Origin of the sequence: Micromonospora peucetia, from assembly GCF_900091625.1 — a bacterium.
Classification (GTDB): domain Bacteria; phylum Actinomycetota; class Actinomycetes; order Mycobacteriales; family Micromonosporaceae; genus Micromonospora; species Micromonospora peucetia.
The window spans coordinates 5,991,039-6,005,509 of the sequence record NZ_FMIC01000002.1 but is presented as its reverse complement, the minus strand read 5'-3'; the positions used below and the strand labels follow the sequence as shown (position 1 = coordinate 6,005,509).

Sequence of the window (14,471 nt, the reverse complement as noted above, 5' to 3'; positions counted from 1 at the left end):
GCCACGGGCGGGCCTCGGCACGTGATCTGGCATGCCCCGTTTGCCGAGCCCCCGGGCCTGCCCTAACCTTGTCGCGACGAGGGGAGTACTTCCCACGAGCCATCCCGGTCAGTACGGCGTGCCCGGGGCACGCCTCGGGTGGCTGCCCACGAAAGGTGGGTGAAGGAGACCTCGAACATGACAGAGTGTTCGAGGAGGCTCCATGTCCGATTTGCCATATCTTGCTGCCGCCGGTCTCCAGTCGGTCGGTACCCCCACGCTGTGGGGCGTCACCATCCTCGCCGTGCTGGCCCTGCTGGTGCTGGATTTCCTGGTCACCCGCCGCCCGCACGAGGTGTCGATGCGGGAGGCGCTGGGCTGGTCCGCGTTCTACATCGCCCTGCCGCTGGCCTTCGGCGCCTGGGTCTGGTATCGCTTCGGCTCCAAGCAGGGCGTGGAGTACCTCACCGGTTACCTGGTGGAGAAGTCCCTCTCGGTCGACAACCTGTTCGTCTTCATGCTGCTGCTGGCCGCGTTCGCGGTGCCGGCCGTACTGGCCCAGCGGGTGCTGCTCTTCGGCATCGCCGGCGCGCTGGTGCTGCGGGCGGTCTTCATCGCCCTCGGCGCGGCGGCCCTGCAGACCCTGGATTTCGCCTTCCTGATCTTCGCGATCATCCTGATCGTCACGGCGGCGAAGCTGCTGCGCGACGCCCTCTCCGGGCACGAGCAGGAAGTCGACATCAACAACATGCGCTCGGTGCGGCTGCTGCGCAGGTTCATGCCGGTCACCGAGGAATACCACGGCACGAAGATGATCGTCCGCATCGGCGGCCGGCGTACGCTCACGCCGCTCGCCCTCGTGGTGGTCGCGCTGCTCGCCACCGACATCGTCTTCGCCGTCGACTCGGTGCCCGCCGTCTACGGCATCACCGAGGACCCGTACCTGGTCTTCGCGACCAACGCGTTCGCCCTGCTGGGGCTGCGCGCGCTCTACTTCGTGCTGCACGCCGCGCTCAGCCGGCTGGTGCACCTCAGCTACGGCCTGGCGATCATCCTGGCGTTCATCGGCCTCAAGCTCGGCCTGCACTGGGCACACGGCATCTGGTCGGGCGTGCCGGAGATCCCGACCCTCGCCTCGCTGGGCGTCATCATCGGCGTCCTGGTGATCGTCACCCTCACCAGTCTGCGGGCCACCAGCAAGGCCGGCGGGGGTGAGAAGGAGGTCGTGGCCGAGCGGCACTGAGGCATCACCCGTCGCGGCGGTTCCAGACCGACCGCGCCTCGCCGCCCCATCCCGGGTGGTACCACTGACGGGTGGGAACCGTGTCACCGGGCTTCCAGGGCCGGCCCCGCTCCGCGGAGCCGGCCCTGCCGCCGGGGCAGTACCTGACGGAGGACTTCCCGGTGCTCTCCGCCGGCCCGACGCCGAGGGTGCCGCTGGAGACCTGGGAGTTCGTCGTCAGCACCGAGTCCGGCGCCGAGTTCCGCTGGAGCTGGGACGAGCTGATGGCGCTGCCCCAGGAGACTCCGACGGTGGACGTCCACTGCGTGACCCGCTGGTCGAAGCGGAACACCGACTGGCAGGGGGTCTCCCTGGACACGCTGCTCGAGGGCATCGACACCGGCGCCCGGTACGCGCAGGCCCATTCGTACGGTGGCTACACCACCAACCTGCCCCTGACCGACCTGCGTGGCGGGCGGGCGTGGGTCGCGCACCGCTACGACGGTGACCCGCTGCCGGCCGAGCACGGCGGCCCGGCCCGGCTGCTCGTGCCGCACCTCTATTTCTGGAAGTCCGCCAAGTGGGTGCGTGGCATCCGGCTCAGCGCGGAGGACCAGCCCGGGTTCTGGGAGACCGCCGGCTACCACGACTACGGTGACCCGTGGCGTGAGCAGCGGTACCAGGGCGATTGACCGCCCCGCTGCGTTGGCGGGTGGCCCGGCTGCGCGAGCGCCGGGTGGAGACGCCGACCGCGCACACCCTGCTGCTGGAGGTGCCCGGCTGGCCGGGCCACCTGCCCGGGCAGCACGTCGACGTGCGGCTGACCGCCGCCGACGGCTACCAGGCGGCGCGGTCGTACTCGCTGGCCGCCCCGGCCGACTCCGATCGCATCGCGCTGACCGTGCAGCGGGTGCCCGACGGCGAGGTGTCGCCGTACCTCGTCGACGTCTACGCAGCGGGCGACCCGGTGGAGGTGCGCGGCCCGGTCGGCGGCTGGTTCGTCTGGCGGCCGGAGGAGACCGCGCCGGTGCTGCTGGTGGCCGGCGGGTCGGGCGTCGTGCCGCTGATGGCGATGCTCCGCGCCCGCCGCGCCGCCGGCAGCCGGGTGCCGTTCCGGCTGCTCTACTCGGTGCGCACCCCCGCCGACGCGTTCTACGCCGACGAGCTGCGCCGCCGGGTCCGCGACGACCCGGGCCTGGACGTCGCGTACGCGTACACCCGCGAGGCGCCGCAGGGCTGGCGGAGCGAGCCGCACCGGGTCGGGCTGGCCGACGTCGACAGCCACGGTTGGCCGCCGGAGCTGGAGCCGCTCTGCTACGTCTGCGGCCCGACCGGGTTCGTGGAGACGGTGGCGGACCTGCTCGTCGGGCTGGGCCACCAGAGCCGGCGGGTGAAGACCGAACGGTTCGGCCCGACCGGCTGAGCGTCGAGGAGGAGCGCCCGATGACCGACCCGTCGTACCTGGACGGCAACATGCTCGACGGCCCGCTGCGCGAACTGTTCGCCGTCGACCTGAGCGCCGCCGCCGGGCGGTGCGAGCACTGCGGCAGCATCGGCCCGATGGCCGGCCTGCGGGTCTACCCGCACGCGCCCGGCCTGGTCGGCCGCTGCCCGAACTGTGCCGAGGTGATGCTGCGGCTGGTCCGCTCGCCCGACCACGCCTGGCTGGACCTGCGCGGGGCCACCTTCCTGCGGGTGCCGATGCCGCCGGACCAGCCGCACCCGGGTCCGCTGTGACGGCGGGCGCGGGCGACGCGGCGCCGGCGACCGGACCGGGTGGCGCTCAGGCGGTGGACAAGGCCCTGCGGGCGCGGTCGGCGCGGGAGGTGTTCGACGACCACCTGCGGCTCGCCGCCGAACACCGGTTCGCGGAGGACCTGTCGCGCAACGTGTCGCCGTCCTGCGTGGTCCTGGAACGCCGGGGAGTGTTCCGGGGGCACGCGGGCGTCGGGGAGTTGGCCCGCCTGTTGGAGGAGGAACTGCCCGGCGCCCGGTACGCGTACACGAACCGGCTGGTCGAGGGGCGGGTGGCGTTCCTGGAGTGGACGGCGCAGGTCGAGGGCGTGCGGGTCCGTGACGGGGCGGACTCGTTCCTCATCGAGCAGGGGTGGATCGTCGCCCAGACCATCCACTACACGCTCGAGCGGGTCGACGGCGGGGCGGACCGGCCCGCCGGACCGTGAGGGCCGGGGCGCGCCCGCGATCCGCTGGACAACGGCGGCACCCTCGGCGACAGTGGTTCGCCGTGAGATATCTGCGCGCGGCGGGTCCGGCCGCCATCCGCCGGCCCCGGCCGGCCGACGAGGCCGAGTTCGTCTCGGCTGCCCGGCGCAGCCGAGACCTGCACCATCCCTGGCTCGCCGCCCCCGACGACCCGGCGGCGTACGCCTCGTACCTGCGCAGGATCCGCCGCCGCGGCCACGCCGGCTACCTGATCTGCGACCGGGACTCCGGGGCGGTCGCCGGCTACGTGAACATCAGCGGAATCCTGATGGGCGCACTGCGCGGCGGCTACCTCGGCTACGCCGCCTTCCTGCCGTACAGCGGCACCGGGCACGCCTCGGCCGGCATTCACCTGGTGGTCCGGCACGCCTTCGACACCCTGGGCCTGCACCGGCTGGAGGCGAACATCCAGCCGGGCAACGAGCCGTCCCGCCGGGTGGCCCGCAGGCTCGGCTTCCGGCTGGAGGGCTACTCGCCGGACTACCTGTTCGTCGACGGGGCGTGGCGCGACCACGAACGGTGGGCGATCACCGCGCCTGCCTCACCCGGAGCGGGTGATGACGGACGGTGACAGCCCTCCTACGGTAGGGTAATGGCTGTCGTGCGTCCGACCCCTGCCGACCCCACACCGGGCCTCCGCGCCGTCGCCGGGGAGAGCGGCGACCAGCGGGCCATGCCGCCCGAACTCGGCCCGGACTCCATCGCCGTGCTCAGCGGCCCGACCTTCATGTACTCCGACTCCCGTGGGGACGTGCCGCCGGGCAGCATCGGCGGCCTGGTGCACCTGGACACCCGGCTGCTCAGTGGCTGGGTGCTCGCCATCAACGGCGAGCGGCTGCTGGTGCTGCGCGCCGAGACCATCAGCCACCACTCGGCCCAGTACGTGCTGACCAACCCGGCCCAGTCCGACCTGCCCCCGGACAGCCTCGGCATCCGGCGGCTGCGGTACGTCGGCGACGGCTTCCACGAGCGGGTGGAGATGGTGTCCTTCCTGCCGGAGCCGGTCCGGATCGAGCTGCGGCTGGCGGTGTGTGCCGACTTCGCCGACCTGTTCGAGGTCAAGTCTGGGGTCCGGGACCGCTCCGCGGAGATCACCCGTGGCCACGCGCCGGACGGCTCGGAGCTGTGCTTCTCCTACGTACGGGGAGACTTCTCCGCCGAGACCCGGGTCCGCTGCTCCCGGCCGGCCGACCGGGTCGAGGGCGACGAACTGGTCTGGGACATCACCCTGTCGCGCCGCGCGGAGTGGCAGCTCGACCTGCACGTGCCGTTGCCGCCGGGGATGGGGGTGGTGGAGCCGGTCCGGGGCGACATCGCCGACGTGTTCCACCGGCGGGCTGACGACCCGGTGCGCCGCTGGACCATCGGCCGGGCGGTGCTGAGCAGTGACAACCAGGCGCTGGAACGGACGATCCGGCAGTCCCGGGACGACCTGGCGGCCCTGCGGCTGGACCTGGAGGTCAAGGGGCAACGGATCATGCTCCCTGGTGCCGGGCTGCCCTGGTTCCTCTCCGTCTTCGGCCGGGACACCCTGATCACCGCGTACCAGACGCTGGTCGCGGGCCCTGCCCTGGCCAAGGGCGCACTGCTCGCGCTGGCCCGGTTGCAGGGCGAACAGTGCGACGACTTCACCGACGAGGAACCCGGCAAGATCCTGCACGAGGTACGCAGCGGCGAACTCACCCGCACCGGGATGAAGCCGTACGGGCCGTACTACGGTTCGGCGGACGCCACCCAGCTCTGGCTGATCCTGCTCTCGGAGTACTGGCGGTGGACCGGCGACGAGGAGACCGTCCGGTTCCTGCGCCACAACGCGCTCGCCGCACTGCACTGGATCGACCGGTACGGCGACCGGGACGGCGACGGCTACGTCGAGTACGCGACGCGCTCCCCGGAGGGGTTGGGCAACCAGTGCTGGCGCGACTCCCCGGACGGGGTCTCCTTCGCCGACGGCCGCATCCCGGTGCTGCCGGTCGCCACCTGCGACCTACAGGGCTACACCTACGACGCGAAGCTGCGGCTGGCCGAGCTGGCCGACGGCCCGCTCGCCGACCCCGACCTCGCCCGCCGGCTGCGGGCCGAGGCCGCCACGCTGTACGAGCGGTTCAACCGCGACTACTGGATCGAGGACCGGGGCGGCTTCTACGCGGTCGGGCTGGACGGCGACAAGAACCCGATCGACTCGAAGACCTCCAACATGGGTCACCTGCTGTGGAGCGGGATCGTGCCGCCGGAACGGGCCGGGACGGTCGTGCGGCAGCTGATGGGTGAGGACATGTTCTCCGGCTGGGGGATCCGCACCCTCTCCTGGGACGACCGGCTCTACAACGCCCTCGGCTACCACCTGGGCACTGTCTGGCCGCACGACAACTCGATCGCGGTGCTCGGCATGGCCCGCTACGGATACCGGGCGGAGGCGAACCGGATCAGCCTGGCCCTGCTGGAGGTCGCCGAGCAGTTCGGCCACCGCCTGCCGGAGGCGATTAGCGGGTTTCCCCGGGAGCGGCTGCTGTTCGCTGTGCCGTACCCGACGGCGTGCAGCCCGCAGGCGTGGGCATCCGGCACGCCGCTGGCGCTGGTCAGGGCGATGCTCGGCGCGGACCCGGTGGACGGAAGGCTGGTTCTCGACCCCGACATCCCGCCCGAGATCGGGCGGATCGCCGCCGAGCGGGTCCGCGCGTTCGGGCACTGCTGGGAAGTGGAGGCGGTCGGGCGGACCGGACATGTCCGCCTGGCGGAGTGCTGAATCGTCCGAGCCGCCACGTTTGTCCCGCCGCCGGGTGGGAACGGGGCCGAAATGACGAAACCTCGTGTGGTGATCGTGGGGGCCGGATTCGCCGGTTACCACGCGGCGAAGACGTTGAGCCGGCTGGCCCGGGGCCGGGCCGAGATCGTGGTGCTGAACTCGACCGACTACTTCCTCTACCTGCCGCTGCTGCCCGAGGTTGCCGCCGGCGTGGTCGAGCCCCGCCGGATCGCCGTGCCGCTGACCGGCACGCTCCCCGGGGTGCGGGTGCTGATCGGCGAGGCCGACCACCTCGACCTGCAGAACCGCTGGGTCGGCTTCACCCAGCCGGAGGGCGACCGCAACCGGATTGCGTACGACCGGCTGGTGCTCGCCGTCGGCAGCGTCAACAAGCTGCTGCCGATACCCGGCGTGACCGAGTACGCCCACGGCTTCCGGGGCCTGCCCGAGGCCCTCTACCTGCATGACCACGTGATCCGGCAGATCGAGCTGGCCGAGCAGGCCGAGGACCCGGCCGAGCAGCAGGCCCGGGCAACCTTCGTGGTCGTCGGCGCCGGCTACACCGGGACCGAGGTGGCCGCGCACGGTCAGCTCTTCACCGACGAACTGGTCTCCCAGCGCCCCCGGCTCAAGATCCGGCCGAAGTGGATGCTGCTCGATGTCGCGCCCCGGGTGCTGCCCGAGTTGGACAAGCGGATGTCGGACACCGCCGACCGGGTGCTGCGTCGCCGGGGCGTGGACGTGCGGATGGGCACCTCGGTGGCCGTCGCCACCGCCGACGGGGTCAAGCTCACCGACGGCGGGTACGTGCCCACCTGCACCCTGGTCTGGTGCGTCGGCGTGCGGCCCGACCCGTTCGTCGCCGAGTTGGGGCTGCGCACCGAGAAGGGCCGCCTGGTCGTCGACGAGTACCTCGGCGTCCCCGGCTTCCCCGAGGTGTACGCCTGCGGCGACGCCGCCGCCGTGCCGGACCTGGCCCGGCCCGGGCAGATCTGCACCATGACCGCGCAGCACGCGCAGCGGCAGGGCAAGCTGGCCGCGCACAACATCGCGGCCTCCTACGGGCAGGGCCGACGCAGGCCGTACAAGCACCACGACCTGGGCTGGGTGGTCGACCTGGGCGGCCGGGACGCGGCGGCGAACCCGCTGAAGGTGTCGCTGTCCGGGCTGCCCGCCAAGGCGGTCACCCGCGGTTACCACCTGCTGGCCATGCCGGGCAACCGGGCCCGGGTGAGCACCGACTGGATGCTCGACGCCGCGCTGCCGCGCCCGGCCGTGCAACTCGGCCTGGTTCCCGCCAACTCCGTGCCCCTGGAGAGCACCTCACCGGAGGTGGCTGTCCGGGCACGCTGACCCCCACCCGCCCAAGCGGAAGGAAGGGCACCTTCCTGACGCTTCGGGTAGAGAAGGTGCCCTTCCTGACCCGGGTGGGTGGCGCCTCAGCGGACGGCGAGGGTGGCATCGGTGGCGGGACGGGCGCCGGCGACGAAGGTGTCCAGGGCCGCCCCGTGCAGCACGCCGCCCGGCACCGGGTCCCGCATGGCCCGGGCGGACAACCGGGCCACCGGCAGCCGCCCGGGGCGCAGCGCGGCGGCGAACACCACGTTGCCGTACCGCCGGCCGCGCAGCATCCGACGGTCGGCGACCAGGCAGACGTCGGCGAAGACGGCCCGCAGGGTGGCCGCCTGGACCCGGGCGAAGACCAGCGGCGGGAGGTCGGTCACGTTGACCAGGTGGATGCCGTCGGGGCGCAGCGTGCGGGCCACCTCGGTGACGAACTCGACGCTGCGCACGTGGGCGGGCATCCGCGCCGCCCGGTAGATGTCGGCGAGCACCAGGTCGTAGCCGGCCGAGGGCGCCCGGGTCAGCGCGGCCCGGGCGTCGGCCACGCGTACGTCGATGCCGGCGGGCAGCGCCGGCAGTTCCCGCGCCACCAGCTCGACCACGGCCGGGTCGCGTTCCACGACCAGTTGCGCCGAGCCGGGCCGGGCAGCGGCCAGGTAGCGGGGCAGGGTCAGCGCGCCGCCGCCGAGGTGCAGCACGTCCAACGGGCGGCCGGTCGGCGACGCCAGGTCGGCGACGGCGGCCATCCGTCGCACGTACTCGAAGTGCAGGTGACGTGGGTCGGAAACGTCCAGGTAGGACTGCTCCACGCCAGCGGCGAGGAGCGTACGCCCGGTGGGCCGGGCCGGGTCGACGACCAGCTCCAGCCGGGGCGCTTCGGAGTCCATCCCGGCAGGCTAACCGAGCCGGTGGCGGGCCGGCGGGTGGGCGCCCGCCGGCCCGTGCCGGGTCAGCCCGCCGCCATCCCGGCGCCGGCCTCGTCGATCGCGTCGTCCACGGCGTGGGCGAGGTCCACGTCCATCGCGGTCACCGCCCCGGCCTGCCGGGACCGTACGGTCAGCACGGCGGTGGTCCGGTCCGCGCGGCCGATCCGTGGGCCGCGACCGGTCTCCTGCCGCAGCCGGTCGATCCGGTCCAGCACCCGGTCCAGGTTGTCCGCCGGCAGCTGCACGGTGCGCGACAGCGACTCGCCGTCGCCGGACCAGTACGGCAGCCCGCTGAGCGCCTCCCGCAGGTCCGCGTCGTCGAGCGGAGGTGTCGCGCTGACCGCGCCGACCACCCCGCCGCCCGCGGGCGGCGGCTCCAGCAGGTCGCGCAGGCCGTCCGGCACGTGCAGCGACTCGATCAGGTCGCCGTCGTGGTCGGCCAGCGCCGCCACGGTCGCCTCCGCCTGGTAGCGGGCCTGCTCCGGGGTACGACCGCTGATCCGGCCCACCTCGGCCAGGAAACCGGGCAGGTCCTGGTGCCGCTCGATGCCGTCCACCGGGACGACGTCGTGCAGCTTCGACGGCACCGCCGACAGCAGTCGCCGACGTTCCGCCTCGCCGAGGGCCCACGCGAGGACCAGCACGGTCGACTCCACCCCCACCTTGGCGGTCCGGAAGTCCGCCCCGGTACGGCGGACGACATCGTCGACCAGCGCGTGGTAGCCGATCGGCGTCCCGTCCGGCGCACCCGGCCGGTCCGGCAGTGGGCGGGGCGACTCCGGGACGCCCGCCGGTGGCGGAGCCGGCCCGCCCCGGGTGCTGTCCGGCTTATGGCGGCTGCCGGCCTGCGGCGGCCCGGCGCGCTTGCCCTGCTCCAGGTGGGTGAGCTGCTTGGAGGCGCTCAGGCTGGCCCCCGTCTCGCTGGCCTGCATGCCGCGCTCGCGGGCCTGGCGGGCCAGCGCGCGGCGGCGCTGGTTGTCGCCCTCCATCTGCTTGCGCATGGTGACACCTCGCTTCCGCTGGTGTTCCCTCGCTTCCGTCGGTCGCCTTCCCGCCGTCACCGGCACCGAAACGGACGCCGGCGGCCGGGCCGGCGATGCTCGGCGGCCACCGGGGGAGCTTCATCCGGCGGGGGTGAGGGGCGCTCACCCGGTGGGAGCCGACGATCGCAGCGGACCGGAGAACTTCCGAGAACGCGGAAGGGCAGGTCGTGATGAAGAGGATCGTCGAGATCGTCCCCGCCCGGCCCGGCTGGTACGCGCGCTGGCGCCTGACCCCGGAAGGCACCCGGTGCTACCCGGTAAGCCTGTGGGCGCTGCTGGAAGAGGCTGACGGCTCGGGGCGTGAGGTGGTCGGGGTGGACTGCATCGGGCAGTGGCCCGGAGCGGACGACAACGAGGCGGGTGGGGCGTTCGTCCGCTATCTCTTCCAGACTCCCGATTCCGGGCCGCCGGAGGATGCCGAAATGCCGACGACGTCCCAGCGGCGGACGACCGGGCCCCGGCTGCAACCGCTCGCCGCACCCTGATCCTTACTCCGGCCCCCGGCCCCTGGTCCCAGGGTCGGGGGCCACCCCACGCCCTCGGGTGGGAGCGGCTCGGCTCAGCCCGCCTGGCGGACGTTGCCGTCTGTGGCGCGTTCCACGGCGAGCAGCTCGGTCAGCCCGGTGCGGTCGAGCAACTGCTGGAGCTGGGGACCGACCCCGCGGAGCCGGACCGCACCCGTGCCGCCCCGGTGGACGGTCAGCAACGCGCTGAGCCCGGACGAGTCGCACAGGCTGACTCCACCCAGGTCGAACAGGAGCTCCTGGTAGCCGTCCCGGCGCAGCTCGGCGGCGGCGGCGACGAGCTCCGGGGCGGTGTCGAAGTCCAGCTCACCGGAGAACCGGAGCTGGGCACGCCCGGCGTCGAGCCGGGTCACCTCGATGGTCAACAGCTGGGCGGCCATGCACCCATGTTCCCAGTCGCGGGTCCGGGCGCAAAGTCGAGGGTCGGGCGGATCGCGTCGGGCCGGTGACGCGTCCACGAGCAGCCGGGTGGACCTCGGCGCGAGGTTCCGCCCGGGGCGGGGCCGCCGTCCGCACGACGGGCGTCGAGTGGCGGTCGCGGCAATCGCGCGTAGGCTGGGTGACCATGTGCGCCGCCCTGCGGTGGTACGGGTGCAGACGAAGGAGTGGGGCTCAGCTGGTGACTGCTGCCGACGTCCGGGGCTCGGATTCCGGCGACGGACGGTTCTCCACGCCGAGTGCCGTACGGGCCGGGATGTTCTCGGACGCCGCCCCGGCACGCCCGGCGCCTTCCCCGCTCGCGGCCGGCCGGTCACTCGCGGCGCCCGACTGGCCCGAGGTCGTCGAGCACCTCCGCGAGGGCCTCGTCGTATGCGACGCGCGGGGCGTCGTCCGGCATGTCAGCCCGGTGGCCGAGCGGCTGCTGCCCGAGGTCACTCCGGGTGAGCTGCTCGCGGCGGCCGGCATCGCGGGGCTGACCGCAGACGGCGAGTTCACCCACCACGGCCGACGGCTGCGCGCGCGCCGGATGCCGCTGTCGGCCGCCCACTGCTGCTGGTACGTCGAGGACGTCACCGAGAGCCTCACTCGCGCTGACGCCCTGCTCGCCGAGCGGGCCCGCTCCGCGTTCCTGGCGGTAGTCGGCGAGAAGCTCGGCAACCCGCTGCACCCGGACCGGGCCGCTGCGGCGGTGGTCCGGCTCGCCGTGCCGACGCTGGCCGAGGTGGCGGTGCTGGTGCTGGCACCCCGTTCCGGGCGGGCCCGCTGGTGGCGGGCCGCCCGCACCGACGACGACGCCCCGACGGTGGACAGCGGCGTGCTGCTTCCCGCCGACCTGCCCGCGGCGATCAGCGAGGGGCTGGACGGCGCGGAACCGTACGCCGTCGACTGGCTGGTGGAGCAGGCCGTGGAGGCCGGCTGGCTGAACGGGCTGGCCGCGGCGGAAGCGTGCGCGCGGGTGGTGCCGCTGCCCGGTCGGGACGCCCCGGCCGGCGTCCTGCTGGTCGCGCGACGCGTCGACCGTTGGTATGACGAGGCTGACGTGGACCTGGTCAGTGCCTACGCGGTCCGGGCCGGGGCGGCGCTGACCACGGCGTTGCTCCACCGCGACCAGGCCGAGGTCACCGACACGCTCCAGGCCAGCCTGGTGCCGGTGGAACCGGCCGAGGCGGCAGGGGTGCAGTGGGGCACCGCGTACCGGCCGGCCCAGGCCGGGTTGCGTATCGGTGGAGACTTCTATGGATCGCACCGGCTGGCCGACGGCGGTTCCGTCTTCTTTCTCGGCGACGTCTCCGGCAAGGGCGTCGAGGCGGCCGTCTTCACCGGTCAGCTGCGTCAGTGCCTCCAGGCGTTGCACCGGGTGGAGTCGCAGCCGGGACGGCTGCTGAGGTTGCTAAACGACGCGCTGCTGGAGACCAGTCAGGCACAGGGCCAGGGGCGTTTCGCGACGATGGTGGTGGGGGTGGCCCAGCCGCACCGCGAGGGTGGGCTCACCCTGACCATGGCAGGCGGTGGCCACCTGCCGCCGCTGGTGCTGCGCGGCTCCGGCGAGGTCGAGCCGGTGCCGTTGTCGGGCATGTTGGTCGGCGTGGTGCCCGACCCTCGGATCGGGGAGGTGACCGTCCGGCTTCGGGCGGGCGAGACCTGCCTGCTCTACAGCGACGGGGTGACCGAGGCGCGCGGTGGCCGCCGCGGCGACGAGCAGTTCGGCACGGAGCGGCTGGTCCGCGCGGTCACCGGCTGCCAGCGGATGCCCGCCCCCGCCCTGGCCGAACGCGTCGAGCAGGTGACCTGCGACTGGCTGGCCCACGGGGACCACGACGACATCGCCGTGCTGGCGTTGCGCGCGACCCCGGGTGGGCGTACGCCCCGGCATCTGCACGCGGTGCCCGACACGACCGTCTCCGTCGAGCCGAGGGGGACCCGATGACCGCTGCCCCGACCGCCGAGGCCACCCCGGCCGGCGCCTGGTCCGGATACCTGGACTGCCTCCAGGAGGCGGACGAGTACGCGGCCGTCGAGGTGGCCACCGGCCTGCTCGAGGCTGGCGTGTCCGCCGAGCGTGTCCTGCTCGACCTGGTCGCCCCGGCGCAGGCCGAGGTGGGGGAGCGGTGGGCGCGCAACGAGTGGAGCGTCGCCGAGGAGCACGCCGCGACGCACATCAGCGAGCGGGTGGTGGCGGCGGTCGCCGCGTACGCGAACCCGCGCCCGACGCGGGGCCGGGTCGTGGTGGCATGTATGGACGGTGAGTGGCACGCCCTGCCGCCCCGGCTGGTCGCCGAGGTGCTGCGGCTGCGGGGCTGGCAGGTCACCTTCCTCGGCGCGAGCGTCCCCGCCCCGCACCTGGTGTCCTACCTGCACCGGCACGACGCCGACGCGGTCGCGCTCGCCTGTGCGCTGCCGATGCGCCTGCCGCACGCGTACCGCATGATCGAGGCGTGCCGTCGCGTGGACGTTCCCGTGGTGGTCGGGGGCCGGGGCTTCGGCGCGGACGGGCGCTGGGCCCGGCGGCTCGGTGTCGCCTGGGCGCCGGACGCCCCGAGCGCCGCCGACCTGGTCGCCGACGAGCGCGCGCTGCGTCGCGTCCCGTTGGCGGAGCTGAGCCACCTGGCCGACGACGAGTACACCAGCCTGGTCAAGCGGCGCGGCGAGCTGATCGACGGGGCGCTGGCCGAACTGCGGGAACGTGTCCCGGGCACCCGTGACTACACGCCCAGCCAGATGGACTCCACCGTCAGCGACCTGGGGTATGTCGTGGACTTCCTGGCCGCCGCGCTCTACGTCGACGACGGCTCGCTGTTCACCGAGTTCGTCGACTGGATGGTCGAGATCCTCACCAGTCGCGGTGTGCCGGCCCACGCGTTGGGGCTGACTCTGGGACACTACCGGCGCGTCCTGCGTGACTTTCCCCGGGCGGCGCGGTTCCTCGGCGCGGCCCGGTCGTCCGTGGCCGCGGTGGGCGGTGCCGGATCGCGCTGAGCGCCGGTGAGGCCATGACCGACACCCCTGCTTATACTTGCCACACTGCAAGCATCCGCCTGTGGTGGAGCGAAGGGGACCAGGGGTGACGTTCACCGTCACGTACGCCGATCGCGACGGCGGGGGGACGTGCCTGCGGCTTGCCGGCGAGCTAGACCTGAGCACCGCGCCCGAGCTCAATGCCGTCATCGACCGGCTGGTCGACGGCGGCGAGCGCCGGCTGCTGGTCGACCTGGCCGAGCTGACGTTCTGTGACTCCACCGGGATCGCCGCCTTCGTGCGGGGCGACAACCGGGTCGCCGCCGACGGCGGCTGGCTGCGGGTGACCGGCGCCGGCGGCCGGGTCGACCGGGTGCTCCAGGTGACCGGGCTGGCCGAGGTGCTGAGATACGAGTCTGACAGGGCCGACCCGACGGCGCGGTCCGCCGGATGATGGGCTAGATTTCCCCGCCAGCACGGAACGCCTCGCGGTTCTCCGTTCCACCGACACGAAGCAGGTAGTGATGGGTGCAGAAAGCCCGAATCCGGTTCGCATCCTGGTGGTGGACGACGATCCGGGTGATGTGCTCATGATCGAGGAGGCGCTCGCGGACTCCGATGTCGACAAGGTCATCGACATCGTCAGCGACGGCGAGGAGGCGATGGAGTTCCTGCGCCGCGAGGGGCGGCACGCCGCAGCCCGGCGGCCGGACGTCATCCTGCTCGACCTGAACATGCCCCGGATGGACGGGCGGCAGGTGCTGAGCGAGGTCAAGAGCGACGAGGACCTGCGGACCATCCCGATCGTCGTGCTGACCACCTCCAACGCCGACACGGACATCGTGGGCAGCTACACGCTCCAGGCCAACGCGTACGTCACCAAGCCGATCGACCTGGACGACTTCAACGACGTGGTGCACCGGATCGACGAGTTCTTCGGCCGGGTGGTCGTGCTCCCGAAGCGCTCCTGAGGCGCTCCGGGCCGCATCGTCCACGCCGGGTCGCCCCACACCCCCCGCGACGTGCCGGATCCCGGGCGCGTCCGCGTGCTGAGCATTTTTTCCCGAA

Annotated in this window: 16 protein-coding genes; 13 read left to right on the top strand and 3 right to left on the bottom strand. The window is 73.3% G+C overall.

Annotated features, from left to right (window positions below):
* Positions 1-202: 202 nt before the first annotated feature.
* From GA0070608_RS27085 to GA0070608_RS27050, 8 genes are all read left to right on the top strand, one after another.
* Positions 203-1,222, top strand: coding sequence for a TerC/Alx family metal homeostasis membrane protein (locus tag GA0070608_RS27085; RefSeq protein ID WP_091631407.1), 1,020 nt, complete (start codon positions 203-205; stop codon positions 1,220-1,222).
* 80 nt (positions 1,223-1,302) lie between these two features.
* Positions 1,303-1,893, top strand: a complete 591-nt coding sequence (locus GA0070608_RS27080; RefSeq protein WP_218107687.1) for a sulfite oxidase-like oxidoreductase — start codon at positions 1,303-1,305, stop codon at positions 1,891-1,893.
* On the top strand, positions 1,890-2,624 hold the full coding sequence (locus GA0070608_RS27075) for a ferredoxin reductase (RefSeq protein WP_091631401.1): 735 nt from the start codon (positions 1,890-1,892) through the stop codon (positions 2,622-2,624). Before GA0070608_RS27080 ends, GA0070608_RS27075 begins: the two co-directional genes overlap by 4 nt.
* 20 nt (positions 2,625-2,644) lie before the next feature.
* Positions 2,645-2,938: a DUF6510 family protein gene (locus GA0070608_RS27070; RefSeq protein ID WP_091631397.1), complete on the top strand. Its 294-nt coding sequence runs from the start codon at positions 2,645-2,647 to the stop codon at positions 2,936-2,938.
* 53 nt (positions 2,939-2,991) lie between these two features.
* On the top strand, positions 2,992-3,384 hold the full coding sequence (locus tag GA0070608_RS27065; protein ID WP_091636281.1) for a SnoaL-like polyketide cyclase: 393 nt from the start codon (positions 2,992-2,994) through the stop codon (positions 3,382-3,384).
* Between the two features lie 62 nt (positions 3,385-3,446).
* Entirely contained in the window at positions 3,447-3,995 is a 549-nt protein-coding gene (locus tag GA0070608_RS27060) for a GNAT family N-acetyltransferase (protein WP_091631395.1), read from the top strand.
* A 21-nt stretch (positions 3,996-4,016) separates the two neighbouring features.
* A complete protein-coding gene (locus GA0070608_RS27055) occupies positions 4,017-6,170 on the top strand; it encodes an amylo-alpha-1,6-glucosidase (protein ID WP_091631392.1) in 2,154 nt (717 codons plus the stop codon).
* 51 nt (positions 6,171-6,221) lie between these two features.
* On the top strand, positions 6,222-7,523 hold the full coding sequence (locus GA0070608_RS27050; protein ID WP_091631388.1) for an NAD(P)/FAD-dependent oxidoreductase: 1,302 nt from the start codon (positions 6,222-6,224) through the stop codon (positions 7,521-7,523).
* Between the two features lie 86 nt (positions 7,524-7,609).
* Here the strand turns inward: GA0070608_RS27050 and GA0070608_RS27045 are convergent, their stop codons facing one another.
* Both GA0070608_RS27045 and GA0070608_RS27040 read right to left on the bottom strand, forming a co-directional pair.
* The gene (locus GA0070608_RS27045) at positions 7,610-8,401 is read right to left on the bottom strand and encodes a spermidine synthase (RefSeq protein WP_091631386.1); all 792 of its coding nucleotides are present in this window, start codon (positions 8,399-8,401) and stop codon (positions 7,610-7,612) included.
* A 62-nt stretch (positions 8,402-8,463) separates the two neighbouring features.
* A complete protein-coding gene (locus tag GA0070608_RS27040) occupies positions 8,464-9,441 on the bottom strand; it encodes a 4a-hydroxytetrahydrobiopterin dehydratase (RefSeq protein ID WP_091631383.1) in 978 nt (325 codons plus the stop codon).
* Positions 9,442-9,653: 212 nt separating this feature from the next.
* Here GA0070608_RS27040 and GA0070608_RS27035 point away from each other — a divergent pair, with 212 nt between their 5' ends.
* Positions 9,654-9,968 carry a hypothetical protein gene (locus GA0070608_RS27035; protein WP_091636275.1) on the top strand — a complete coding sequence of 105 codons (315 nt, stop codon included), beginning with the start codon at positions 9,654-9,656 and terminating at the stop codon, positions 9,966-9,968.
* A gap of 74 nt (positions 9,969-10,042) precedes the next feature.
* Here the strand turns inward: GA0070608_RS27035 and GA0070608_RS27030 are convergent, their stop codons facing one another.
* A complete protein-coding gene (locus GA0070608_RS27030; protein WP_091631380.1) occupies positions 10,043-10,387 on the bottom strand; it encodes an STAS domain-containing protein in 345 nt (114 codons plus the stop codon).
* A 239-nt stretch (positions 10,388-10,626) separates the two neighbouring features.
* On the opposite strand from GA0070608_RS27030, the gene GA0070608_RS27025 reads away from it, so the two are divergent.
* The 4 genes from GA0070608_RS27025 to GA0070608_RS27010 all read left to right on the top strand — a co-directional run bounded on the left by GA0070608_RS27025 (position 10,627) and on the right by GA0070608_RS27010 (position 14,374).
* Positions 10,627-12,375 carry a PP2C family protein-serine/threonine phosphatase gene (locus tag GA0070608_RS27025; RefSeq protein ID WP_091631377.1) on the top strand — a complete coding sequence of 583 codons (1,749 nt, stop codon included), beginning with the start codon at positions 10,627-10,629 and terminating at the stop codon, positions 12,373-12,375.
* Positions 12,372-13,424 carry a cobalamin B12-binding domain-containing protein gene (locus GA0070608_RS27020; RefSeq protein ID WP_091631375.1) on the top strand — a complete coding sequence of 351 codons (1,053 nt, stop codon included), beginning with the start codon at positions 12,372-12,374 and terminating at the stop codon, positions 13,422-13,424. Before GA0070608_RS27025 ends, GA0070608_RS27020 begins: the two co-directional genes overlap by 4 nt.
* An 85-nt stretch (positions 13,425-13,509) precedes the next feature.
* A complete protein-coding gene (locus tag GA0070608_RS27015; RefSeq protein WP_091631373.1) occupies positions 13,510-13,857 on the top strand; it encodes an STAS domain-containing protein in 348 nt (115 codons plus the stop codon).
* Positions 13,858-13,927: 70 nt separating this feature from the next.
* A complete protein-coding gene (locus GA0070608_RS27010) occupies positions 13,928-14,374 on the top strand; it encodes a response regulator (RefSeq protein WP_091631371.1) in 447 nt (148 codons plus the stop codon).
* Positions 14,375-14,471: the final 97 nt, after the last annotated feature.